At 70.1% G+C, this 24194-nt stretch carries 20 protein-coding genes; 6 read left to right on the plus strand and 14 right to left on the minus strand.

Annotated features, from left to right (window positions below):
- Positions 1 to 141: 141 nt before the first annotated feature.
- Together glmS and ACFYZB_RS16715 are read right to left on the minus strand one after the other, a co-directional pair.
- Entirely contained in the window at positions 142 to 1959 is a 1818-nt protein-coding gene (gene glmS / locus ACFYZB_RS16710; protein WP_351207358.1) for a glutamine--fructose-6-phosphate transaminase (isomerizing), read from the minus strand.
- A gap of 12 nt (positions 1960 to 1971) precedes the next feature.
- Positions 1972 to 2229: a hypothetical protein gene (locus ACFYZB_RS16715; RefSeq protein ID WP_351207360.1), complete on the minus strand. Its 258-nt coding sequence runs from the start codon at positions 2227 to 2229 to the stop codon at positions 1972 to 1974.
- Positions 2230 to 2394: 165 nt separating this feature from the next.
- Here ACFYZB_RS16715 and ACFYZB_RS16720 point away from each other — a divergent pair, with 165 nt between their 5' ends.
- Positions 2395 to 3960: a fibronectin type III domain-containing protein gene (locus ACFYZB_RS16720; RefSeq protein ID WP_388758951.1), complete on the plus strand. Its 1566-nt coding sequence runs from the start codon at positions 2395 to 2397 to the stop codon at positions 3958 to 3960.
- 51 nt (positions 3961 to 4011) lie between these two features.
- Here the strand turns inward: ACFYZB_RS16720 and ACFYZB_RS16725 are convergent, their stop codons facing one another.
- Entirely contained in the window at positions 4012 to 4890 is an 879-nt protein-coding gene (locus ACFYZB_RS16725) for a DUF4429 domain-containing protein (protein WP_388758953.1), read from the minus strand.
- Between the two features lie 62 nt (positions 4891 to 4952).
- Between ACFYZB_RS16725 and ACFYZB_RS16730 the strand changes: the two genes are divergently transcribed.
- On the plus strand, positions 4953 to 6566 hold the full coding sequence (locus ACFYZB_RS16730; RefSeq protein ID WP_388758955.1) for a beta-N-acetylhexosaminidase: 1614 nt from the start codon (positions 4953 to 4955) through the stop codon (positions 6564 to 6566).
- Between the two features lie 163 nt (positions 6567 to 6729).
- On the opposite strand, the gene ACFYZB_RS16735 is transcribed toward ACFYZB_RS16730, so the two are convergent.
- The 7 genes from ACFYZB_RS16735 to ACFYZB_RS16765 all read right to left on the minus strand — a co-directional run bounded on the left by ACFYZB_RS16735 (position 6730) and on the right by ACFYZB_RS16765 (position 14801).
- Entirely contained in the window at positions 6730 to 7395 is a 666-nt protein-coding gene (locus ACFYZB_RS16735; protein ID WP_388758957.1) for a transglycosylase SLT domain-containing protein, read from the minus strand.
- A 343-nt stretch (positions 7396 to 7738) separates the two neighbouring features.
- On the minus strand, positions 7739 to 9511 hold the full coding sequence (locus tag ACFYZB_RS16740) for an IucA/IucC family protein (protein ID WP_388758959.1): 1773 nt from the start codon (positions 9509 to 9511) through the stop codon (positions 7739 to 7741).
- Positions 9508 to 10053, minus strand: coding sequence for a GNAT family N-acetyltransferase (locus ACFYZB_RS16745; protein ID WP_388758961.1), 546 nt, complete (start codon positions 10051 to 10053; stop codon positions 9508 to 9510). The genes ACFYZB_RS16740 and ACFYZB_RS16745 overlap by 4 nt, the downstream gene beginning before the upstream one ends.
- Positions 10050 to 11327, minus strand: a complete 1278-nt coding sequence (locus ACFYZB_RS16750) for a lysine N(6)-hydroxylase/L-ornithine N(5)-oxygenase family protein (RefSeq protein ID WP_388758963.1) — start codon at positions 11325 to 11327, stop codon at positions 10050 to 10052. The genes ACFYZB_RS16745 and ACFYZB_RS16750 overlap by 4 nt, the downstream gene beginning before the upstream one ends.
- Positions 11311 to 12777 carry a lysine decarboxylase DesA gene (desA, locus tag ACFYZB_RS16755; RefSeq protein WP_388758965.1) on the minus strand — a complete coding sequence of 489 codons (1467 nt, stop codon included), beginning with the start codon at positions 12775 to 12777 and terminating at the stop codon, positions 11311 to 11313. The genes ACFYZB_RS16750 and desA overlap by 17 nt, the downstream gene beginning before the upstream one ends.
- Positions 12778 to 12922: 145 nt before the next feature.
- Positions 12923 to 13744, minus strand: coding sequence for a siderophore-interacting protein (locus ACFYZB_RS16760; RefSeq protein WP_388758967.1), 822 nt, complete (start codon positions 13742 to 13744; stop codon positions 12923 to 12925).
- A gap of 10 nt (positions 13745 to 13754) precedes the next feature.
- Positions 13755 to 14801 (minus strand): ABC transporter substrate-binding protein, encoded by a 1047-nt coding sequence (locus ACFYZB_RS16765; RefSeq protein WP_388758969.1) that lies wholly within the window; start codon positions 14799 to 14801, stop codon positions 13755 to 13757.
- Positions 14802 to 15058: 257 nt separating this feature from the next.
- Here ACFYZB_RS16765 and ACFYZB_RS16770 point away from each other — a divergent pair, with 257 nt between their 5' ends.
- Entirely contained in the window at positions 15059 to 16189 is a 1131-nt protein-coding gene (locus ACFYZB_RS16770; RefSeq protein WP_388758971.1) for a polyprenyl synthetase family protein, read from the plus strand.
- Positions 16186 to 16515: a hypothetical protein gene (locus ACFYZB_RS16775; RefSeq protein ID WP_388758973.1), complete on the plus strand. Its 330-nt coding sequence runs from the start codon at positions 16186 to 16188 to the stop codon at positions 16513 to 16515. Before ACFYZB_RS16770 ends, ACFYZB_RS16775 begins: the two co-directional genes overlap by 4 nt.
- A 25-nt stretch (positions 16516 to 16540) precedes the next feature.
- On the opposite strand, the gene ACFYZB_RS16780 is transcribed toward ACFYZB_RS16775, so the two are convergent.
- Genes ACFYZB_RS16780 through ACFYZB_RS16795 form a run of 4 tightly spaced genes read right to left on the minus strand, consistent with a single transcriptional unit; the run spans position 16541 to position 22204 of the window.
- Positions 16541 to 17701, minus strand: a complete 1161-nt coding sequence (locus ACFYZB_RS16780) for an acyl-CoA dehydrogenase family protein (protein WP_388758975.1) — start codon at positions 17699 to 17701, stop codon at positions 16541 to 16543.
- A gap of 5 nt (positions 17702 to 17706) precedes the next feature.
- Positions 17707 to 18630: a hydroxymethylglutaryl-CoA lyase gene (locus ACFYZB_RS16785; protein WP_388759069.1), complete on the minus strand. Its 924-nt coding sequence runs from the start codon at positions 18628 to 18630 to the stop codon at positions 17707 to 17709.
- Between the two features lie 17 nt (positions 18631 to 18647).
- Positions 18648 to 20573: a biotin carboxylase N-terminal domain-containing protein gene (locus ACFYZB_RS16790; RefSeq protein WP_388758978.1), complete on the minus strand. Its 1926-nt coding sequence runs from the start codon at positions 20571 to 20573 to the stop codon at positions 18648 to 18650.
- Between the two features lie 14 nt (positions 20574 to 20587).
- Positions 20588 to 22204: a carboxyl transferase domain-containing protein gene (locus ACFYZB_RS16795; RefSeq protein WP_388758980.1), complete on the minus strand. Its 1617-nt coding sequence runs from the start codon at positions 22202 to 22204 to the stop codon at positions 20588 to 20590.
- A 109-nt stretch (positions 22205 to 22313) separates the two neighbouring features.
- Here ACFYZB_RS16795 and ACFYZB_RS16800 point away from each other — a divergent pair, with 109 nt between their 5' ends.
- Both ACFYZB_RS16800 and ACFYZB_RS16805 read left to right on the plus strand, forming a co-directional pair.
- Complete coding sequence (locus ACFYZB_RS16800; RefSeq protein ID WP_388758982.1) at positions 22314 to 22913, plus strand: TetR/AcrR family transcriptional regulator; 600 nt, start codon at positions 22314 to 22316, stop codon at positions 22911 to 22913.
- Between the two features lie 99 nt (positions 22914 to 23012).
- Positions 23013 to 24170 (plus strand): acyl-CoA dehydrogenase family protein, encoded by a 1158-nt coding sequence (locus ACFYZB_RS16805; protein WP_351207394.1) that lies wholly within the window; start codon positions 23013 to 23015, stop codon positions 24168 to 24170.
- Positions 24171 to 24194: the final 24 nt, after the last annotated feature.

Raw genomic sequence — 24194 nt, forward strand, 5'->3', positions numbered from 1 at the left:
GCAGCACGGAACGGACCCCCACGTGGATGGTGGCACACGTGGGGGTCCGTTCTTTGCGCCTGAACCGGCACCGCTCTCGCGGACGTGGTTGCTCGCCGCGGGGGTTGCTCGATTGTCGCTTCGGTCGGCGCGTGGAATTCGCTACTCCACCGTCACCGATTTGGCGAGGTTCCTCGGCTTGTCGATGTCCCGGCCCAGGGCCTTCGCCGTGTGGTAGGCGAGGAGCTGGAGGGGGATGCCCATCAGGATGGGGTCGAGCTCGTCCTCGTTCTTCGGGACGACGATCGTCTGGTCGGCCTTCTCCTGGTGCTGGTGGGCCACCGCGAGGATCTTGCCGCTGCGGGCCTTGATCTCCTCCAGGGCCGCGCGGTTCTTCTCCAGCAGGTCGTCGTCGGGGACGATCGCGACCGTGGGCAGGGCCGGCTCGATCAGGGCCAGCGGGCCGTGCTTCAGCTCGGAGGCGGGGTAGGCCTCGGCGTGGATGTAGGAGACCTCCTTGAGCTTCAGGGAGGCCTCGCGGGCCACCGGGTAGCCCCGCACGCGGCCGATGAAGAGCATCGAGCGGGCGTCGGCGTACAGCTCGGCCAGCTCCTTGATCCGCTCCTCCTGCTTGAGGATCTCGGTGATCTGCTCGGGCAGCTTGCGCAGGCCCTCGATGATCCGCTTGCCGTCGCGGACCGAGAGGTCACGGGTGCGGCCCAGGTGGAGGGCCAGCAGCGCGAAGGCGACCGTCATGTTGGTGAAGCACTTGGTGGAGACCACGCAGACCTCGGGGCCGGCGTGGACATAGATGCCGGCGTCCGCCTCGCGGGCGATCGCCGAGCCGACCACGTTGACGACGCCGAAGACCCGGGCGCCCTTGCGCTTCAGCTCCTGCACGGCGGCGAGGACGTCGTACGTCTCACCGGACTGGGAGACGGCGACGTACAGGGTGTCGGGGTCGACGACCGCGTTGCGGTAGCGGAACTCGGAGGCCGGCTCGGCGTCGGCGGGGATGCGGGCCAGCTCCTCGATCATCTGGGCGCCGATCATGCCCGCGTGGTACGAGGTGCCGCAGCCGAGGATCTTCACGCGGCGGATCTGCCGGGCCTCGCGGGCGTCCAGGTTGAGGCCGCCGAGGTGCACGGTGGAGAAGCGGTCGTCGATGCGGCCGCGCAGCACGCGGTCCACGGCGTCGGCCTGCTCGAAGATCTCCTTGTGCATGTAGGTGTCGTGGCCGCCCATGTCGTACGACTCGGCCTCCCACTCCACCGTGGTGGGCTCGGCGGTGGTGCGCGTGCCCTCGGTGGTGTAGGTGCGGAAGTCGTCGGCCTTGAGGGTGGCCATCTCGCCGTCGTCCAGGGTCACTATCTGGCGGGTGTGCATGACCAGGGCGGCGATGTCGGAGGCGACGAACATCTCCTTCTCGCCGATGCCGAGGACGACCGGGGAGCCGTTGCGGGCCACCACGATCCGGTCGGGGAAGTCGGCGTGCAGCACGGCGATGCCGTACGTGCCCTCGATCACCCGTACCGCCTGGCGGACCTTGTCCTCCAGCTTCTCGGCGGTGGAGCGGGCAATGAGGTGGGTGAGGACCTCGGTGTCGGTCTCGGAGAGGAACTCGACGCCGTCCGCCTCCAGCTTGCGGCGCAGGTCGGCGGCATTGTCGATGATGCCGTTGTGCACGACGGCGACCTTGTTGTCGGCCGACATGTGCGGGTGGGCGTTGACGTCGGAGGGGGCGCCGTGGGTGGCCCAGCGGGTGTGGGCGATGCCGGTGGTGCCCTTGAAGCGCGCCGGGACCTTGGCCTCCAGGTCGCGCACCCGGCCCTTGGCCTTGACCATCTTCAGACCGGGCGTCTTCGGGGAGCTGACGACGATGCCCGCGGAGTCGTAGCCGCGGTACTCCAGCCGCTGCAGGCCCTCCAGGAGGAGAGGGGCGACGTCACGCTTCCCGATGTATCCGACAATTCCGCACATGTATAGGTATTCCTAGCCGTAGACGATGCGGCGCAGCTGCCTGAGGGTCAGCTCGGGCGGTGCCACCGCTCGGTACTTGAGGTCCGCCGCGATCCGTTCGAAGATCTCCGTGTTCACCAGGCCCTGGGCCTGCAGCTCACGGTGGCGGCGACGGACGTAGTCCTCCGTCGACTCGTCGAAGTAGGCGAGCACGTCCTGGATCACCCGCAGCGCCTCGCCCCTGGCGAGGGGCGTGGAGCGCGTCAGATGATCAACGAGTTCGTCGTGCACCCGGTAGATCCTGGGGTACCGGCGCCGGTTTCGCAAGAATCCTGCCCGATTTCGGGTAACCCCGGGTTCGGGGCCCCGTGGATCTTTGTTCGCGCGGCGTCCATCCTGTGGCCTGCGTCTCGTTGAAGATGTGGACCATTTTCAGACGCCATGGACATTCCTCGTATGGGAGTACCCGAGAAGCTGGCCGCGCGCATGAGCATGGCCGAGCAGCACGAGTACCTGCGCGCCAGATTCTCCCGGCGCAACCTGATCAGGGGCGGCGCCGTCACGCTCGGCGCTGTCGCGGGTGGCGCGTTCGTGCCGGGCGCCACCGCCCAGGCGGCCGTGCCGACGCAGGGCTCCGCCCCGGCCACCGAGACGGTCGACGGCGCCCTCGTCGCCCCCTTCGGCCGCCACCTCGCCTACGGCAGTGACCCGCGCACGGAGATGACGGTCTCCTGGCAGGTCCCGGTCGCCGTGAAGAAGCCGTTCATCCGCATCGGCGCGCACCCGTGGGACCTCTCCCGCAGGATCGAGGCCGAGGTCCGCAGCCTCTACACCCCGGCCGGCGTCGGCGCGAGCGGCGACCACACGCAGTACTACCTGCACGCCCAGCTCACCCACCTGCGCCCGGGCAGGACCTACTACTACGGCGTCGGCCACGAGGGCTTCGACCCGGCCGAGCGGCATCTGCTGGGCACCCTGGGCACCTTCACCACCGCCCCCGCCCACAAGGCGCCGTTCACCTTCACCGCCTTCGGCGACCAGGGTGTCAGCTACCACGCCCTCGCCAACGACAGCCTGATCCTCGGCCAGAACCCGGCCTTCCACCTGCACGCCGGCGACATCGCGTACGGCGACCCAGCCGGCCAGGGCAAGGCCACCGACACGGGCTTCGACGCGCGCACCTGGGACCAGTTCCTGTACCAGACCGAGTCGGTCGCCAAGTCCGTGCCGTGGATGGTGTCGTACGGCAACCACGACATGGAGGCCTGGTACTCGCCCAACGGCTACGGCGGCGAGGAGGCCCGCTGGACCCTCCCCGGCAACGGCCCGGACGCGAAGAACCTGCCCGGCGTCTACTCCTTCGTCCACGGCAACACCGCGGTCATCTCGCTGGACCCCAACGACGTCTCCTTCGAGATCCCGGCGAACCTGGGCATATCGGGTGGAACCCAGACCAAGTGGTTCGAGGCCCGGCTGAAGAGCCTGCGGGCCCGGGACGACATCGACTTCATCGTCGTCTTCTTTCACCACTGCGCGTACTGCACCTCCACGGCGCACGCCTCGGAGGGGGGCGTGCGCCAGGAGTGGGTGCCGCTGTTCGAGAAGTACCAGGTCGACCTGGTCATCAACGGCCACAACCACCAGTACGAGCGCACCGACGTGATCAAGGGCGGCCAGGTCACCAAGAAGCTCCCGATCGGCGGGACGGCGTACCCCGAGACCGAGGGTGTGGTCTACGTCACCGCCGGAGCGGCAGGCCGCAGCCTGTACGCGTTCAGCGCCCCCGACTCCTACGAGGGCCACGAGCACGAGGTCGACTCGGTCGCGTCCTTCATCAACACCAAGGACGGCAAGGTCGACGAGACCGTCACCTGGTCCCGGGTGCGCTACCTCAACTATTCCTTCCTGCGCGTGGACGTCACCCCCGCGCCGAAGGGCCGCCAGACCACGCTGAAGGTGTCGGGCATCGCCGAGACCGGCGACCGCATCGACCACTTCACGGTGTCCCGCACGGCCAGGTAACCCCCCGGGCCCCGCCGCGGGCGGTCCTCACCAGCACTCTCGCACGCGCTCTCACAGGCGCTTGAGGACCGCCTGCTTGGCCAGGGCGAACTCCTCGGCGGTCAGCACCCCGTCGCGGTGCAGTTCGCCCAGCTCGCGCAGGCGGCGCAACAGGACGTCGTGGTCGTCCCGAGCGGGCTCCGGCACCCTGGTGAGCCGCGGCCGCTCGTCGTCCCGTACGACCGCCCCCGCCGCCGGATGCGGCAGCCGGGCCTGCACGGCGGCCGCCACCAGCGCCATCAGCGGGTCCTTCTTGAACCCCCACAGCTCGACCGCGTTCGGGTCGTACTTGGGCGGCGCCGTCACCGGGGCGCCGCGCACCAGGAAGCGCAGATGGCCGTTCTCCAGACCCGCCGCGGGCTGCCACTCCACGCCGGTGACGTCAGCGAGGGCGATCGTGCGGGGGCCGCCGGAGGACTTGGCGTCCTCCGTCTTCCAGTTCCACTCCAGCCGCACCCGCTCCCCGTCGAAGCTCGCCGTGCCGTCCCCGGCGGCGGCCGACACCGGCAGCGGCGGCCCCGGCAGCAGGTACTCGGCGACCGGCTCCGGTGAAACCCCGTCCAGCACGAGCGCGTTGCGCACCTCGTCCGCGAAGTACTCGGCGACGCCGTACCGGTCGGACTCCACCGTCAGCTGGTACGGGTCGTTCGGCTCGGCGAGCCGGCCGCCGGTGGCCTGCGTCAGCGGATCGGCGCCGTCGCGCAGCCGCAGCCTCAGCCGCCCCGACCTGCGCCCCTGCTCGAAGGAGACACCGGCCAACGCGCCCAGCGGTACGACGAGTTCTCCCAGGTCCCGGCGGAGCGGGCTCACGCTCTTGTCCCGCCCCGGGGTGAGCCGCAGGGCATCGCCGTCGAAGGCCCAGGTGCCGTCCTTCTGGATGATTTCCGCCATGGAGGGATTGTTTCACCGGATGTGCGGGAGAGTGGTCTCGACCACATCTGAAGGGAGCGCATGTGAGACGGAACCACGGCACGACTCCCAAGACGACCCGAATCCTCGGATCACTGCTGCTTCTGGCCGCGGCCGGGGTCTTCACCCTCGGCGCGGCCCCCGCGGCGCAGGCGGCCGTCCCGACCCCGCTGGACCGGGTGGTCCCCGCGCCCGCCTCGGTCCGGCCCGGCGGGGCCCCGTACCGCATCACCTGGGCGACCGGCGTCCACGTCGACGACTCCGCCGAGGTCCGCCGGATCGGCGCCTACCTCACCGGCATCCTGCGGCCCTCCACCGGCTACCCCCTGCCGATCACCACCGGTCAGGGCGCCGGCGGCACGGGGGGCATCCGACTCCACCTGGCCCAGGGCGACTTCGGCGCCGAGGGCTACCGGCTGCACAGCGACCCGGCCGGTGTCACCATCACCGCGAGCGCGCCCGCCGGCCTCTTCCACGGCGTCCAGACGCTGCGTCAGCTCCTCCCGGCGGCCGTCGAGAAGAACAGCGCCCAGGCCGGACCCTGGCAGATCGCGGGCGGCACCGTCGAGGACCGCCCCCGCTACTCCTACCGGGGCGCCATGCTGGACGTCTCCCGGCACTTCTTCACCGTGGCCCAGGTCAAGCGCTACATCGACCAGCTGGCCCTCTACAAGATCAACGAGCTGCACCTGCACCTCAGTGACGACCAGGGCTGGCGCATCGCGGTCGACTCCTGGCCGCGCCTCGCCACCTACGGCGGCTCCACCGAGGTCGGCGGCGGCGAGGGCGGCTACTACACCAAGGCGGAGTACCGCGAGATCGTCTCCTACGCCGCCTCGCGCTACCTGGAGGTCGTCCCCGAGATCGACATGCCCGGCCACACCAACGCGGCCCTCGCCTCCTACGCCGAGCTTAACTGCAACGGCACGGCACCCCCGCTGTACACCGGCACCCAGGTCGGCTTCAGCTCGCTGTGTGTGCCGAAGGAGGTCACGTACACCTTCGCGGACGACGTGATCAGGGAGCTGGCCGCGCTCACCCCCGGCCGCTACCTCCACATCGGGGGCGACGAGGCCCACTCCACCAGCCACGCCGACTACGTGAAGTTCATGGACCGGGTGCAGCCGATCGTCGCCAAGTACGGCAAGACGGTCATCGGCTGGCACCAGCTCACCGGCGCCCACCCCGCCAAGGGTGCCCTCGCCCAGTACTGGGGCCTGGACAGCACGAGCGCGGCCGAGAAGGCCCAGGTCGTCCAGGCCGCCCAGAACGGCACCGGGCTGATCCTGTCCCCGGCGGACCGGGTCTACCTCGACATGAAGTACACCAGCAGCACCGGCCTGGGCACGAAGTGGGCCGGTTACGTCGAGGTGCAGCGGTCGTACGACTGGAACCCCGGCACCTACCTCCCCGGCGCCCCGGCTTCGGCCATCCAGGGCGTGGAGGCCCCCCTGTGGTCGGAGACCCTCAGGACAACGGCCGACATCGAGTACATGGCGTTCCCCCGCCTCCCGGGCGCGGCCGAACTGGGCTGGTCCCCGGCGGCCACGCACAACTGGAACACCTACAAACTCCGCCTGGCCGCCCAGGCCCCCCGCTGGGACGCCCTGGGCATCACCTACTACCGCTCGCCACAGGTCCCCTGGCCTGAGAACTGACCACACACGGACGGGCACCCCGGGGATCGTACTCCGGGGTGCCCGTCCACTTGTTCTGGTCGGGGGCGTCGGCATTCCGGTGATCAGGTTCTTTGCCGTTGCAATGTGAAGTGTGCGTGGCTGTCGACCCGAATGGCATGTTGGGCCGTTGGGAAATCCGCTGTCAGTAGGCGCTGTTGACGTTGTCGATCGAGCCGTAGCGGTGGTAGGCGTAGTTGCAGGCGGCGGTGATGTTGGCGACCGGGTCGTAGATGTCCGACGAGGTGCCGGGCACGTGGTACGCGTCGAACGTCGGCTGGATCACCTGGAGCAGGCCCTTGGACGGGGTGCCCTTGACGGCGTTGGAGTCCCAGAGGTTGATGGCCTTCGGGTTGCCGGAGGATTCACGCATGACGTTGCGGTAGATGCCGTTGTAGGTCCCCGGAATATTGTTCTTGGCCATGATCGCCAGGGCCTGCTTGATCCAGCCGTCCAGGTTGTTGGTGTAGGTCCCGCTCGTGGGCGACGGCGTGCTGGAGGGTGCCGGCGTGGACGAGGCCGACCCGGCGGGCAGGGTGAGGACCTGCCCCGACCTCACGGTGTAGGGGCTGGTGAGGTGGTTGGCCGACGCGATGGCCTGCCAGCCGCCCGGCACGTGGCGGGACCGGGCGATCGACGCCAGGTGGTCGCCCGCCCGGACGGTGTAGGTGGTCGCGCGGGTGGACGTGGCGGCAGCGGCCTGGGCCGTGCCCGTGGCCGTGCAGACCAGGACGAACGTGCCGACGGTGGCGGCGCCGGCGGCGAGGAACCGGGGGGTCCGGGAGGAGGGCTTACGGGCATGACGGGGCATCGAGCGGTCCTTTTTCGAGAATTGGATCACCCGCAGTTGCCGGTTCCCTTCGGCAAACAGCACTGCATTTCGATTAGCGGTGCGCTGCGGCGGGAACATTGTTAATTCACCGAAAATGAATCGGCAATTGCCCCATGTACTAGCCGGGCTAGTTGTCCTCCCGTTGCCGGGCGGCCCTCAATCCCCTTGGGACTCCGGAAATCAAGTCCTTCAAAGTCCTAAGAAGCCTCGTAAGTGAATTGGGTCACGCGTCCCAGGTGAGATGGCTAAACGGTTTAAATAGTGAAATAGCAAGACTTTGCGCCAAACTGGACCAATTCGGACATCAGGGATTCCTGGGCCGTCAGAAGGCCGCCAAGGGGTTCCTCAGGGTGCCCACCAGCTGGAGCGCGCCCGAGGGATCGGTGAGGTCCACCATCTGGCGGTTGTTGCGGAGTTGGAGGCGGTTCAGGCAGGACAGGGCGAACTCGGGGGCGAACAGGTCGTACTGGCGGAATCTGTCGGCCAGTTCGGGGTTCGACTGCTGGTACTCGCGGGTGATCTCCGCGACCGTGCGCCAGAAGGCGGTCTCCTCCAGGATCCCCTCGGCGGCGAGGTGCGCGGCCAGGAAGCGGAAGAAGCAGTCGAAGACGTCCGTGAAGAGGGACAGGAGTTTCCTGTCGTCCGGGACATCGACGCGGATCCGGCGCACCTCAGGGGGCAGGACCGCGTCCGGGTCCATGACCGCGATCTCCTCGGCGATGTCCTTGTAGACCGCCCGCTGTACCGTCCCGTCCTTCAGGACCAGGATCACGTTCTCGCCGTGGGGCATGAAGACGAGGTCGTAGGCGTAGAAGCTGTGCAGGAGCGGGGTGTAGTAGGCGCGCAGGTAGCGGCGCAGCCACTCCGTCGGCGGCAGGCCCGAGCGGGTGATCAGCGCGCCCGCGAAGGAGGCGCCGGTGTGGTCCACGTGGAGGAGGGAGGCCATGGTGGCGAGGGACTCGCCCTCCCCGAGGGAGGGCACGGGGCTCTCCCGCCACAGCGCGGCCAGCATCTTGCGGTACGGCGAGTAGCGGTCGGCGGCCTGCTCGTACTCCAGGTGGCGGTAACCGACGGCCGCGCGTTCGCGGATGATCGTCAGGCCCGTCGACTTCAGCACGGGGTCGCTCTCGATCAGCTGGGCCAGCCAGTCGTTGATCGCCGGGGTGGCCTCCATGTAGGCGGCCGACAGCCCGCGCATGAAGCCCATGTTGAGGACGGACAGGGCCGTCTTGACGTAGTGCTTGTGGGGGGCGCTCGCGTTGAAGAACGTCCGGATGGATTGCTGGGCCAGGTACTCGTCGTCGCCCTCGCCGAGGCAGACCAGATGCCGGCGGGCCACCTCGGCGGCGAAGGTGACGGAGAGCTTGTTCCACCACTGCCAGGGGTGGACCGGGATGAGGAGGTAGTCGGCGGGGTCCAGGCCCTGGTCGGTGAGGAGCGTACGGAAACGGTCCAGCGCCTCCTCGCCCAGCTCCTCCCGCAGGAAGGACTCGTACTCGATCCCGGTACCCGCCGTGAACGCGGCCCGCGAGCGGTGCGCGGCCAGCCACACCAGCCGGACGGGGCTCGCCGTCTCCGGGGCATACGACAGGTACTCGTGGACGCCGAACCCGAGCCGCCCGTTGTTCGCGACGAAACAGGGGTGGCCCTCGGTCATCCCGGTCTCGATCGCCTGGAAGCCGCTCCCGGCGAGCTCCGCGGAGGTGACGCGGGGCTTGGTCAGCTTGTAGCAGGTGCCGGAGAGGGTGGAGGAGATCTCCTCCAGGTAGACCGGCAGGATCTCCTCGCTCAGGCCCAGGGACTCCCTCAGCTCGATGAAGAACTCCAGGGCGGACAGGGGGAGGTCGGCCCCGTCGCGGTGCCGGGTGACGGAGCCGGCGTCCACCTGCCAGTGGTCCAGGGCGCGGCGGACGGCCGAGAAGCGGTAGGCGGTGAGACCGTCGTCGCTGCAGACGGCGTACCGTCCGTCGCCGAGGGCCTCGGGCGTGATCAGGCGCTCGTGCGCGAACTCCGCGAGCGCCTTGCGTATGAGCAGGCGGTTGGCGGTCGCCCAGCGCTCGGGGGAGAGGTGGGCCACGGCGTCGGCGAGGCTCATACGGCCACCCCCGTCGCCGCGAAAAACTGTTCCCGTGTGCAGAAGCTCAGCAGTGCCTTCTTCTCCGGCTTCTCGATCTCCCGGTCGGGCACGAACCCGACGGCCTCGTTCAGGGCGTGCACGGCCTTGTTGCGCACGTCCGGCTCGACCACGACGCGCTCCACCGACGGGTCCGTGAACAGGTGGGCCATGATCGCGGTGATGACGGACCTGGTGAAGCCGTGGACGGGGGTGTCGGTCGCCGGGGTGAGGAAGTGCATGCCGACGTCACCCGGCAGCGGCTCGTGGAGTCCGACGAGCTCCCGGTGTGCCGGGTCGTACCTCTCTATCAGGAACACCGGTTCCCCGTGGCGCAGTCCGAACAGCGCGTGATGGTGCTCGTCCGCCGCGATCTCCATGTACGCCCGCTCGACGTCCTCCAGCCGGGCGTCCTGCATCATCCAGAAGGCCGCCTTGGGGTGGGTGACCCAGGAGTGCAGCAGCCCGGCGTCCCGCAGCGGATCGACGGCGCGGAAGGTGAAGGTGGGGTTCTGGCTGGTCATACGGCGAACTCCTGGAAGGCGATCGTCTTCTCGACCGGGTAGTACTCGGTGCCGAGCAGCTCGCGGACGATGGACGAGTTGCGGTACGCGCCCATGCCCAGGTCGGGGCTGGTGATGCTGTGGGTGTGGACGCCGGCGTTCTGCAGGAAGACGCCGCGGCCGGTGACGTCGATGGCGTAGTTGCGGGCGACGTCGAAGCGGCCGTGGCCGTCGAAGCGCAGGCGGTCGCGGATCGGGGCGAGGAAGGCCGGGGGCTCGTAGTGGTAGCCGGTGGCCAGCAGCAGGCCCTCGGTGCGGATCTCGAAGTCCTTGTCCTGCTCGTCCTGGTGGAAGCCCAGGGTGTACGCGCCGTCCGAGTGAGCGGCGCTGCGCAGCGTGGAGTTGGTGAGCAGCCGGGTCGGCAGGGGGCCGGTGAGGTTCTTCCGGTAGAGCAGGTCGAAGATCGAGTCGATCAGGTCCGAGTTGATGCCCTTGAACAGGCCCTTCTGCTGCTTCTCCAGCCGGTAGCGGGTCTCCTCGGGCAGCGCCCGGAAGTAGTCGATGTAGTCCGGGGAGGTCATCTCCAGGGTCAGTTTGGTGTATTCGAGGGGGAAGAAACGCGGGGAACGGGTGACCCAGTTGAGCTGGTAGCCGTGGACGTCGATCTCGGCGAGCAGCTCGTGGTAGATCTCGGCCGCGCTCTGGCCGCTGCCGACGATCGTGATGGACTTCTTCGCCTGCAGCTCCGCCTTGCGGTGCATGTACTGGGAGTTGTGCAGCACACCGTCACCGGCCAGCCCCTGACAGGCCTGCGGGACGTAGGGGGTGGTGCCGGTGCCGAGGACCAGGTGCCGGCCGCGGAACGTCTCGCCGTGTTCGGTGCGGACGACGTACAGCTCGTCCTCGTACGTCACCTCGGTGACCGTCGTGCCGAAGCGGACGCTGCCGAGTTTGCCCGCCGCCCAGCGGCAGTAGTCGTCGTACTCGACCCGCAGCGGATAGAAGTTCTCGCGGATGTAGAACGAGTACAGTCTGCCTTTCTCCTTCAGGTAGTTGAGGAAGGAGTACGGCGAGGTCGGGTCGGCGAGGGTGACCAGGTCCGACATGAACGGGGTCTGGAGGTGGGCGCCCTCCAGGAACATCCCGGCGTGCCACTCGAAGTCCGGCTTGGCGTCCAGGAAGACCCCGTCCAGAGCGTCGATGGGCTCGGTGAGGCAGGCGAGGCCGAGGTTGAAGGGGCCGAGCCCGATCCCCACGAAGTCATGAACACGGGTGGCTTCAGGAAGCGCGGTCAAGGGACTCTCCCAGGTACTGCTCGGCGTGGCCGGCGATCAGGTCGAGGACGGCGGCGATGTCGGCCGGCGTGGTCTCGGGGTTGAGCAGGGTGAACTTCAGGTAGTGGCGGCCGCCGACCCTGGTGCCCGCGACCACGGCGTCACCGGAGGCGAACAGGGCCTTGCGGGCGTAGAGGTTGGCGCGGTCGATCTCGGCCGGGTCGGTGACGGCCGCCGGGATGTAGCGGAAGACCAGGGTGGACAGGGCGGGCTCGACGACGACGTCGAAGCGGGGGTCGGCGGCGAGCAGTTCCCAGCCCTCGTGGGCCAGGTCGCAGACCTCGTCGAAGAGCGCGCCGACGCCGTCGGCGCCCATGACCCGCAGCGTCATCCACAGCTTCAGCGCGTCGAAGCGGCGGGTGGTCTGCAGGGACTTGTCGACCTGGTTGGGGATGCGTTCGCTCACCATGCGGCGCGGGTTGAGGTAGTCGGCGTGGTAGGTGGCGTGCCGCAGGGTCGCCGCGTCCCGCACCAGGACCGCGGACGAACTCACCGGCTGGAAGAAGGACTTGTGGTAGTCGACCGTGACGGAGTCCGCGCGCTCGATGCCGGCGAGGCGGTCCCGGTACTTCGGCGAGGCGAGCAGCCCGCAGCCGTAGGCCGCGTCGACGTGCAGCCACACGCCGTACTGGGCGCACAGCCCGGCGATCTCGGGGAGCGGGTCGATCGAGCCGAAGTCGGTGGTGCCGGCGGTGGCGACGACCGCCATCGGGACCAGCCCGTCGCGCCGGCAGCGCTCCAGCTCATGGGCGAGGGCGACGGCCTGCAGCCGCTTGTCGTGGCCGACGGGGACGGGGACGACCGCATCCTGGCCGAGGCCCAAAAGTTTTGCGGACTTCTGCACGCTGAAGTGGCTGGCCTCGGAGGCGAAGATCCGCAGTTTCGCGAGGGGAGCCCCTTCCTCCCACCCTGCCCGCCCTGGCTTCGCCTCCTCCCGGGCCAGCAGCAGCGCCTGGAGGTTGGACTGGGTGCCGCCGGAGGTGAACACGCCGTCGGCGGCGGGTCCGAGACCGATCCGGGCGGCCGTCCAGTCGATGAGCTTGCGCTCGATGAGGGTGCCGCCGGCCGACTGGTCCCAGGTGTCGAGGGAGGAGTTGACGGCCGAGAGCACGGCCTCGCCGAGCACCGCGGGGATGACGACGGGGCAGTTGAGGTGGGCGAGGTAGCGGGGGTGGTGGAAGTAGACCGCGTCGCGGAGGTACACGTCCTCCAGCTCGTCCAGGACGGCGGCGGTGTCGCCGAGCGGGCGGTCCAGGTCGATGGCGTCGATCCGGGGAGAGAGGGCGTCGACGGTGACGCCGGTGAACGGACGGCCGGTGGTGGCGAGTTTGGCCGCCACCCGCTCGACTCCTTCGGTCACGGAGCTGCGGTAGTGCTCCGCGGTGAGGCCATTGAGCAGGTGCGAGCGCATGTGGGGGTCCTCCGAGGGGACGGTCCGTGCGGGGGGTTCGAACGGAAGCCGTTCAACTTAGGTTAGCCTAACCTAAGTTTTCTGGATCAAGGCATGCCTCGACCGTGACAGCAGTCACGCCCAAGGGGCTGCCGGGCCGGGCGAGTTACTCCGCGGCCCGCAGTTGCTCCTCGGTCATCCCCTGCCGCCAGTACCCGACGAAGGTCACCCTCCGCCGGTCCACCCCGCGCTCGCCGACGAAGTGCCGCCGCAACGCCTTGACCTGCCCGGACTCACCCGCGATCCATACGTAGGGCCGCTCGGCCGGTGGCAGTCGGGCGGCTCGTACGGCGTCGACGGCCATGGGGGTCCCGTCGTGCCGTACGAGCCACGTGATCTCCGCGTCCGCCTCCGTGCGCACGTCCTGGATGTCACCGGCGTCCGGCACCTCCAGCCAGGCCCGGACGCGGGTGCCGGCCGGAAGGGACTCCAGGATGGCCGTCGCGGCCGGTACGGCGGTCGCGTCGCCCCACAGGACGACGAGGTCGGTGTCCTCGGGCGGGCGGAAGCGAATGGCACGGTTGTCGGCGACGGCGGGCCCGAGCAGCAGCACCCGGTCGCCCGGGGTGGCGCGGGAGGCCCAGCGGGAGGCGGGGCCGGCCGGGGTGTGCAGGGCGAAGTCGATGTCGATCTCGTCGGGGGAGCGGCGCAGGGAGCGGAGCGTGTACGACCGCATCACGGCCCGTACGTCGTCGGGCAGTTCCCGCCAGGCCTGCCACCATCCGTCCCCCAGATCCAGGGGCACGACGGGCTCGGGCCGGCCCGGGGGCGGCAGGAACAGCGACAGGGACTGGTCGCGCCCGAGGGAGTGGAAGGCGTGCAGATCGGCTCCGCCGAAGGTGACGCGGACGAGCGACGGCCCCAGCCGCCGGGTCCGTACAACGTGCAGGGAGAAGAATCGGAACGGGGCGGCTACGGCCGTCGTCATGGGGGGCTCCTCAGCTAACCTTCTTCGCCTTCTCCAAGGCCTCGGCCAAGTTCGTGAGCAGCGGCACGCACTTGTCGTACGAGAGGATCGGTTCGGGCGACCGGGCGATGACCTGACCCGCCTTCACCGCGGGCAGCTTCTTCCATGTCGGCTTGGTGATGCCGGCCGGCTGGATGGCGGACGAGCGGTCGTCCAGCATGATGATGTCGGCCTGGTACTTGTCGACGTTCTCCCAGCTCAGCGACTCGTACCAGCCACCGCCCTGCTTCTTGGCGCTCTCCGGCGGCTCGACGAAGTTCACGCCGAGGGCCTTGAAGTACTCCAGGTCGACGGAGAGGTTGGTGCCGGAGACGTAGAACAGCTGGTCGCTCGCGCTGCCGGCCATCACCTTGAGGCCGGGCTTGGCCTTGGCCGCGGCCCGCAGCCGGGCGGCCGCGGCCTCGAACCGCTTCTTGGCGTCGGTCACCCTGGCGGCCTTCATGTCCGCGCCGAGCGATTCGGCCAGGTCCCACATGCGCTGCAGCGGCCGGGTGAGCCGGCGGTCGTAGACGGAGATGCCGATGCCGGGCGCCAGCTGGGCGATCTTCTTCTTCGACTCCTCGGGGACGTACCAGAGGGTGCCGGCGCCGTCGAACATCGTCGTGATCAGCACGTCCGGCGCGAGCGAGGCGTACTTCTCGATGTTGAACTGGCCCCAGGCGTTGCCGAGGACCGTCACCTTGCTGACGTCCATGTCGCCGGCCTGTACGTCTGCCGTGCCGTCCTTGGTCGTCGTCGGACCGAAGACGCCCTTGACCTGGATGCCGTAGTCGTGGAGCGCGGCGCCGACGCCGGTGAAGGCGACGATGTGCGCGGGGACCTTGTCGAGCCTCACGGTCGTGCCGCGGTCGTCCTGGAAGGACCAGGGCCCGGACCGGGCGGCCGTCGTGCCCTTGCCGGAGCCACTGTCTTTGGCCTTGCCGTCCCCGCAGGCGGCGAGCGCGGCACCGAGTCCGACGGCGCCGCCGGCGGCGAGGAGGCCGCGGCGGGTGAGGTGGGTGGCAGGGGCAAGGGGCATGGGTATGACTGCTTTCGAACGGGGCGAAGCGCCCGCCGGACAGGTTCGAAGGTAGGTTAGCCTAACCTTTGTTGTTGTCCAGGGAGCGGGGCGGCCGGCGCGGACCGGGTAGGGAAACAAATCCGGTCAAGTTGCGTGGTCCGCCCCTTCAACTCCCCTCGTTTTTCTGGCAGTTCCGATCATGTCCCGCTACGTTCGGTCGTGTGTCGGCTCCTGTGCGGAGCGGTTCGAGACGGCCGGGGGTGGGTGTGACGACGATGTCGGACGTGCAGGTGGAGGCGGTGGTCCGCACGGACGCCGCACTCCTGGAGGCGGACCTGGACCGGTTTCTCGCGAGGCTGGGCCCGGCGCCGTCCGGTGCGGCCGGATCCGTCCACGACGCCGCCCTCGCGCGCGCACTCCACGGGCCGGTCGCCGACGCCGTCGGCTCCAAGGTGGGCCAGGAGGCCCTGCGGCCCGCTCCCGGAGCGCCCGGAGGCCGGCGACCGCTGCGGCCCTCGATGGTCTACTGGGCCTACCGCAACTACCGCGGATTCGGCGGCCCCGCACAGCAGGACGCCGGGGACTACGGGTTCGGCGCGGTCCGCCGGGCCGCCGTCGCCGTCCGCGTGCTGCTGAAGGCCGCCGTCGCGCTCGACGACGTGCAGGACGGCAGCGCCGTCCGCTACGGCGAACCCGCGCTCCACACCACCCACGGTGTGCCGCTCGCCGTCAACACCGGCTCCTGGCTGATCGCGGCCGCGCTGACACACGCGGCCGACCCGGCCGTCGTCGGCAGCCTGCTCGGATCGGTGGCCGACGGCTTCCGGGGACAGGCCGTCGACATCGCCACCCGCTCACCCCGCACCCGGGCCGAGCTGGCCGAGGCGCCGCACGAGCAGCGGGTCGGCTTCTGGGAGTCGATGGCCGCGCTGAAGACGGGCACCCTGTTCCGGATGCCGCTCGACGCGGCGCTGGCGGCCCTGCGCGTCGTCGCGGACGAGCGCGACACCCTGAAGGAGGCCATGCGCCAACTCGGCCTGGCCAGCCAGCTGTTCAACGACGTCACCGACTTCGTGCCGGAGTTCGCCGGCGCCCGCACCCACGAGGACCACGACGGACTGAGCAACCGCGTCTTCCTGGAACTCCTCGGCTCCGCGCCCCCGGCTGGCCGCGCCGGGCTGTCCGGCGAGCGGCTGCGGTCGTACGTCCTCGGCCATCCGGACCTCGACCGGACGCTCCTTGCCCTGTCCGCGGACGCGGTCGCGCGCAAACAGGCCGCCAAGGACGCCGTGCGCCGCGTGTGCCGCTCCCCGCACAGCGCCGCCTACTTCGATCTCACCGTCGAACGCAAGGGCCACCTCATCGACCGCCTCCACGACACCCTCCGGCGCCGGAGCACGGCATGACGGCGACGGCAGCGGCCCGGCTGCGCGCCGCCACCCGGGACCCGCACGACAGCCTGGAGCGCAGCGGCTTCGCCACCGCACTCTTCGCCGGCACCCTGCCGCTCACCCGCTGCACGGCCCGGATCACCGCCGCTCTCTCGGCCGGCCCGACGCAGGCGGAAGCCAGTGCCCCAACAGGCAACGTTCGCCCCGTCGCGACGCCCGGCACGCACTCTCGCCGCACCGGGCACAAGCCCACGTACATCCAGTACGAGGACTTGCACCCGGCACTCCCCCAGCCTTCGGCCGGGGGACCCCCAGAGCACGCACCGGACGCCGCTCCTTGACGGGCAAACGTTGCCTGCCGGGGCACTAGCCCACCAGCCCCAACTCCCGTGCGATGAGCATCCGCTGCACCTCGCTCGTGCCCTCGCCGATCTCCAGGATCTTGGAGTCGCGCCACATGCGCGCCACCGGGTACTCGTTCATGAAGCCGTAGCCGCCGTGGATCTGGGTGGCGTCGCGGGCGTTGTCCACGGCGACGGTGGAGGAGTACAGCTTGGCCAGGGCCGCCTCCTTCTTGAAGGGTTCGCCCGCGACCAGCCGGGAGGCGGCGTCGCGCCAGGCCAGACGGGCCGTGTGGGCCTTCATCTCCATGTCGGCGATCTTGAACTGGATGGCCTGGTTGGCGCCGATGGGCCTGCCGAAGGCGTGGCGCTCCTTGGCGTACTTCACCGACTCGTCCACGCAGCCCTGGGCCAGGCCGGTGGCGAGGGCCGCGATGGCGATCCGGCCCTCGTCCAGGATGCGCAGGAACTGGGCGTAGCCGCGGCCCTCCTCGCCGAGCAGGTTGGCGGCCGGGACGCGCACGTCCTGGAAGGAGAGCTCGCGGGTGTCGGAGGCGTTCCAGCCGACCTTCGAGTAGGGCGCCGCCACCGTGAAGCCCGGGGTGCCGGACGGGACGATGATCGCCGAGATCTGCGGCCTGCCGTCCGGCTTGCGCCCCGTCACCGCCGTGACCGTCACCAACCCCGTGATGTCCGTCCCCGAGTTGGTGATGAAGCACTTCGTACCGTTGATCACCCATTCGTTCGTGTCCGGGTCGAGGCGGGCCGTGGTGCGGGTCGCGCCCGCGTCGCTGCCGCCGTCCGGCTCCGTCAGACCGAAGGCACCGAGCATCTCACCCGCGCACAGGCGGGGCAGCCACGCGCGTTTCTGCTCCTCCGTGCCGAACAGGTGCAGTGGCATCGCGCCCAGCGAGACACCCGCCTCCAGGGTGATCGCCACCGACGAGTCGACCCTGGCCAGTTCCTCCAGGGCGATGCCGAGCGCCAGATAGTCGCCGCCCATGCCGCCGTACTCCTCCGGGAACGGCAGCCCGAACAGGCCCATGCGGCCCATCTCGCGGACGATCTCGTACGGGAACTCGTGCCGCTCGTAGAAGTCGCCGATCTTGGGCGCCACCACGTCGTGCGCGAACTCCTCCACCGTACGGCGGAGTTCCTCCAGCTCGGGGCTGAGACGGTGGTCCATGCTGATCACTGGTCCTTGTGGGAGAGAGCGCGGACGGTACGGGACGGGCTGGGCCGGTCCAGATGGGCGGCCATCCACACGCTGGTGGCGGTCAGACGGCCGAGGTCGACCCCGGTCTCGATGCCGAGGCCCTGCAGCATCCAGACGAGGTCCTCGGTGGCGAGGTTGCCGGTGGCGGACTTCGCGTACGGGCAGCCGCCGAGGCCCCCGGCGGACGCGTCGATGGTCGTCACGCCGTGTTCCAGGGCCGCGTAGGTGTTCGCGAGCGCCTGGCCGTAGGTGTCGTGGAAGTGCACGCCGATCACGTTCGTCGGCACGCCCTTCTCGTTCAGCAGATTGAGCAGTTCGTGCACATGGCCCGGGGTGGCCACGCCGATCGTGTCGCCCAGGCTCAGCTCGTCGCAGCCCATGTCCCTCAGGGCCGTGCAGACGCGGGCCACCTGGTGCAGCGGGACGGCGCCCTCCCAGGGGTCGCCGAAGCACATGGACACATAGCCGCGCACATGCACGCCGCTGTCCTTGGCCTGCCGCACCACCGGCTCGAAGATCGCCAGCGACTCGTCCAGCGTGCGGTTGAGGTTGGCCTTCGCGAAGGACTCGGTGGCGCTGGCGAAGACGGCGACCCGGTCGGCGCCGAGGGACAGCGCCCGCTCCAGGCCGCGCCGGTTCGGAACCAGGACCGGGAGCGCGACCCCTTCCATGTCGCTGACCATCGGGAACAGCTGCTCGGCGTCGGCCAGTTGGGGCACCCACTTGGGGTGCACGAAACTCGTCGCCTCGATCGTGGTCAGACCCGCGTCGGCGAGCCGGCGGATGAACTCCGCCTTGATCTCGGCCGGCACGGTCCGCTTCTCGTTCTGCAGCCCGTCGCGCGCGCCGACCTCGTGGATCCGCACCCGCGCGGGCAGGTCGGAAGCCGGTACGACCATGGGGAGAGAGTTCACGGTCACCGAGCCACCACCCCTTCGTCGTCGTGCGGTGCGATCACGGCGAGCACCTGGTCCATCGCGACCGTCGTGCCCGCAGTCACGTCCAGTTCGGCGACCGTGCCGGCGTGCGGGGCGGAGATGACGTGCTCCATCTTCATCGCCTCCACCACCAGCAGGCTCTGCCCGGCGGCCACCTCGTCGCCGACGGCCACCTTGACCACGGTCACCGTGCCCGGCATCGGCGCGGTGAGGGAGTCGGCGCCGGCGTGCGCGGAGCGGCTGAGGGACGCGGCCACCGGGTCGTGGTCCCGTACCTGCCAGGCGTCGCCGTCGCGGCCGATCCAGTCGCCGGCGCGGTGGAAGGCGTGCCGGACGCCGTCGAGGGTGACGCAGACCGTGGCATCGGTGACGGTCGCCGCGCCGCGCGGGGTGTACGTCACCGGGTCCTGGACCCGGAGGTGGAAGGCTGGCGGTTTCGGGGTGCCGCCCAGCCGCCAGCCGCTCGGCACCGAGAAGGGGTCGACCCAGCCGTCCGTGCGGGGCTCCAACGCCTTCGCGCGTACGGCGGCCGCCGCCTCGTACACCTCCTCCGGCACGTCCGTGGTGACCAGCTCGTCCACCACCCGTTCGACCAGCCCGGTGTCCAGGTCCCCCTGGACGACCGCCGGATGGGCCAGCAGCCGCCGCAGGAAGCCCGCGTTGGTCGGCACGCCCAGCGTGACCGTCTCCCCGAGGGCCGACCGGAGCTTCCTGAGTGCCGTCTCGCGGTCGGGGCCGTATGCGATGACCTTGGACAGCATCGGGTCGTACAGGCTGCCCACCTCGGTGCCCTCGCTGAGCCCGGAGTCGGTGCGGACGCCGTCGCCCTGGGGTTCCCGGAGCCTGAGGACCGTGCCGCCGGAGGGCAGGAAGCCGCGCGCAGGGTCTTCCGCGCAGATGCGGGCCTCGATCGCGTGACCGGTGAGCGTCACATCCTCCTGAGCGAAGCCCAGCTTCTCCCCGGCGGCCACCCTGAGCTGCCACTCCACCAGGTCCAGCCCGGTGATGAGCTCGGTGACCGGGTGTTCCACCTGGAGGCGGGTGTTCATCTCCATGAAGTAGTACTGCGCGGGGTCCCCGCCCGGCACGATGAACTCCACCGTGCCCGCGCCCCGGTACCCGCAACTGCGCGCCGCCTGCACGGCCGCCTCGCCCATCGACGCACGCGTCCGCTCGTCCAGCAGGACCGAGGGCGCCTCCTCGATGATCTTCTGGTGCCGCCGCTGGAGCGAGCACTCGCGCTCGCCGAGGTGGACGACGTTCCCGTGCCCGTCGGCCAGGACCTGGATCTCGATGTGCCGGGGCCGGTCGATCCACCGCTCCACCAGCAGCGTGTCGTCGCCGAAGGAGGCGCGGGCCTCGCGGCGGGCGGCGGCGATCTCCTCCTCCAGCACGGTCATGTCCCGCACCAGCCGCATGCCCTTGCCGCCACCGCCGGCGGAGGGCTTGAGCAGCACGGGCGCGCCCAGTTCACGGGCCGCCCCGGCGAGGTCGGGATCCCGGCCGCCGGGCACGACCGGCACCCGGGCCGCCTGCACCGTCTCCTTGGCGCGGATCTTGTCGCCCATGAGCGCGATGGCGTCCGCGGGCGGCCCGATGAAGACGAGCCCCGCCTCCGCGCAGGCGCGCGCGAAGCCGGCGTTCTCGGCGAGGAAGCCGTACCCGGGGTGGACGGCCTGCGCTCCGGTGCGGGCGGCGGCATCCAGCAGCCGCTCCACCGACAGATAGCTCTCGGCCGCGGGCGCCGGACCGATCCGTACCGCGGTGTCGGCCTCCCGGACGTGCCGCGCGTCGGCGTCGGCGTCGGAGAAGACCGCCACCGAGCGCACACCCAGCGAGCGGAGCGTACGGATGACGCGTACGGCGATCTCGCCCCGGTTGGCGACCAGCACTGTGTCGAACACGGTTGTTCCCCTCCTCACATCCGGAAGACGCCGAACTGGGGCTCTCCCAGAGGCGCGTTGGCGCAGGCGGTCAGGGCGAGGCCCAGCACCTGACGGGTCTCGAGCGGGTCGATCACGCCGTCGTCCCACAGGCGGGCGGTGGCGTAGTAGGCGTTGCCCTGGCGCTCGTACTGCGCGCGGATCGGCGCCTTGAAGGCCTCCTCGTCCTCGGCGGGCCAGGACTCTCCCCGGGCCTCCAGCTGGTCCCGCTTGACGGTCGCCAGCACGGACGCGGCCTGCTCGCCGCCCATGACGGAGATCTTGGCGTTGGGCCACATCCACAGGAAGCGGGGGGAGTAGGCCCGGCCGCACATCGAGTAGTTGCCCGCGCCGTACGACCCGCCGACCACCACCGTCAGCTTCGGCACGCGCGTGCAGGCGACGGCCGTCACCATCTTGGCGCCGTGCTTGGCGATACCGCCCGCCTCGTAGTCCCTGCCGACCATGAACCCGGAGATGTTCTGCAGGAACACCAGCGGGATGCCGCGCTGGTCGCACAGCTCGATGAAGTGGGCGCCCTTCTGGGCGGACTCGGAGAACAGGATGCCGTTGTTGGCGACGATCCCGACCGGGTGGCCGTGGATGCGCGCGAAGCCGGTGACGAGAGTCTGCCCGAACTCGCTCTTGAACTCGGCGAAACGGGAGCCGTCGGTGATCCGGGCGATGATCTCGCGGACGTCGTACGGGGTGCGGGAGTCGACCGGGACGGCCCCGTACAGCCCGTACGGGTCCACCTTGGGTTCCGTGGCGGGCGTCACCTCCCAGGGCAGGGACCGCCGGGCCGGGAGCGTGGCGACGATGTTCCGCACGATTCTGAGGGCGTGCGCGTCGTCCTCGGCGAGGTGGTCGGTGACACCGGACACGCGCGAGTGGACCTCGCCGCCGCCCAGCTCCTCCGCCGTCACGACCTCGCCTGTCGCGGCCTTCACCAGCGGAGGCCCGCCGAGGAAGATCGTCCCCTGGTTGCGGACGATCACGGCCTCGTCGCTCATGGCGGGCACGTACGCCCCGCCGGCGGTGCAGGAGCCGAGCACGGCCGCGATCTGCGGGATCCCGGCGCCGGACATCCGGGCCTGGTTGTAGAAGATCCGCCCGAAGTGCTCGCGGTCCGGGAACACCTCGTCCTGCATGGGCAGGAAGGCGCCTCCGGAGTCGACCAGATAGACGCACGGCAGCCGGTTGTCGAGGGCCACCTCCTGCGCGCGCAGGTGCTTCTTCACGGTCATCGGGTAGTACGTGCCGCCCTTGACGGTGGCGTCGTTGGCCACGATCACGCACTCGCGCCCGCTGACCCGCCCGATCCCGGCGATCACTCCGGCGGCCGGGGCCTGCCCGTCGTACATCCCGTCCGCCGCGAGGGGTGCCAGCTCCAGGAACGGCGACCCCGCATCGAGCAGCGTGTCCACCCTGTCCCTCGGCAGCAGCTTGCCCCGCGCGGTGTGCCGGGCCCGCGCCTTCTCGCCGCCGCCGAGGGCCGCCGCGGCCAGCTTGCCGCGCAGCTCCTCCACGAGCGCGAGATGCGCCCGTTCATTGGCCCGCCAGGCCTCCGACGCGGGATCTGCCGCGCTCCGAAGCTCCGGTGCCTCCTGCATCCTGCGGTCCCCTCACCGGTGATCGAACCTGTTGGTCGAACGTGTTAATGAGCGTTAACCATTTCCTCCAGGTTAACGACCGCTAACCTCGCTGTCTAGAATTGCCTGCATGGTCACCAGAACCGACGCCCCGACCCGCCGCGAGCAGATCCTCAAGGAGGCCGCCCGGCTCTTCGCCGAGCGCGGTTTCCACGGCGTCGGCGTCGACGAGATAGGTGCCGCGGTGGGCATCAGCGGCCCCGGCCTGTACCGGCACTTCCCGGGCAAGGACGCGATGCTCGCCGAGCTGCTGGTCGGCATCAGCGGCCAGCTGCTGACGGGTGCGAAGCGCCGCCTGGCGGAGGCCGACGGGGAGACCGGCGCCTCGGCCGTCCTCGACTCCCTCATCGAGGGCCACATCGACTTCGCCCTGGACGACCGCCCTCTCATCACCCTGCACGACCGCGAGCTGGACCGCCTGCGCGACAGCGACCGCAAGCTGGTGCGCCAGCTCCAGCGGCAGTACGTCGAGCTGTGGGTGGAGGTGGTCCGCGAGGTCTACCCGGGGCTGTCCGAGCCGTCGGCCCGCTCGGCCGTCCACTCGGTCTTCGGCCTGCTGAACTCCACCCCCCACCTGGGTCGCGCGGGAACCCTGCCCGGCCGCGGCGCCACGGCGGCGCTGCTGCACCGGATGGCGCGGGGGGCGTTCGAGGCGGCGGGGCAGGACTGACCGGGCCGACGTGGTCAAGGTCACCCTGGACGGCTGAAGATACTCACCAGTACCTTGGAGTCTGAGCAAGCGCTTAGACAGGTAGCGGAGGTGGGCGGCGTGCGCCGTACGGTGTTCAACGAGGATCACGAGGCGTTCCGGGAGACCCTGCGCGCCTTCATCGAGGCCGAGGTCGTCCCGGTCTACGACGAGTGGTTCGCCGCCGGCCAGGCGCCGCGGGACTTCTACTACAAGCTCGGCGAGCTGGGCATCTTCGGCATCAACGTCCCCGAGGAGTTCGGTGGCGCGGGCCTGGACAGCCACAAGTTCGAGGCCGTCCTCTACGAGGAGACCGCCCGCGCAGGCGTCCAGTTCGGCGGCTCCGGCGTGCACGTGCTGCTCGCCCTGCCCTACATCAAGATGCTCGCCAACGACGAGCAGAAGAAGCGCTACCTGCCGAAGTTCGTCACCGGCGAGGAGATGTGGGCCATCGCGATGACGGAGCCGGGCACCGGTTCCGACCTCGCGGGCATGAAGTCGACCGCCAAGCTGAGCGAGGACGGCACGCACTACGTCCTCAACGGCGCCAAGACCTTCATCACCGGCGGCGTCCACGCCGACCGCGTCATCGTCTGCGCCCGCACCTCCGCGCCGACCGCCGAGGACCGCCGCCACGGCATCTCCCTGTTCGCCGTGGACACCAAGTCCGAGGGCTACTCCGTCGGCCGCAAGCTCGACAAGCTCGGCCTGAAGACCTCCGACACCGCCGAGCTGGCCTTCGTGGACGTCAAGGTTCCGGTCGAGGACCTGCTCGGCGAGGAGAACAAGGGCTTCTACTACCTCGGCCACAACCTCGCCTCCGAGCGCTGGGGCATCGCCTTCGGCGCCTACGCGCAGGCCAAGGCCGCCGTCCGGTTCGCCAAGCAGTACGTGCAGGAGCGCACGGTCTTCGGCAAGCCGGTCGCCCACTTCCAGAACACCAAGTTCGAGCTGGCCGCCTGCCAGGCCGAGGTGGACGCCGCCGAGGCCGTCGCCGACCGCGCGACGGAGGCCCTGGACGCCGGCGAGCTGACCCCGGCCGAGGCCGCCTCCGCCAAGCTGTTCTGCACCGAGGTCGCCCACCGCGTGATCGACCGCTGCCTGCAGCTGCACGGCGGCTACGGCTACATGAACGAGTACCCGATCGCCCGCCTGTACGCGGACAACCGCGTCAACCGCATCTACGGCGGCACCAGCGAGATCATGAAGACGATCATCGCGAAGGACATGGGACTGTAGGACGCCGTAATCGCTGGCCGGTAC

This window comes from Streptomyces sp. NPDC001852, from assembly GCF_042891825.1.
Taxonomy (GTDB): domain Bacteria; phylum Actinomycetota; class Actinomycetes; order Streptomycetales; family Streptomycetaceae; genus Streptomyces.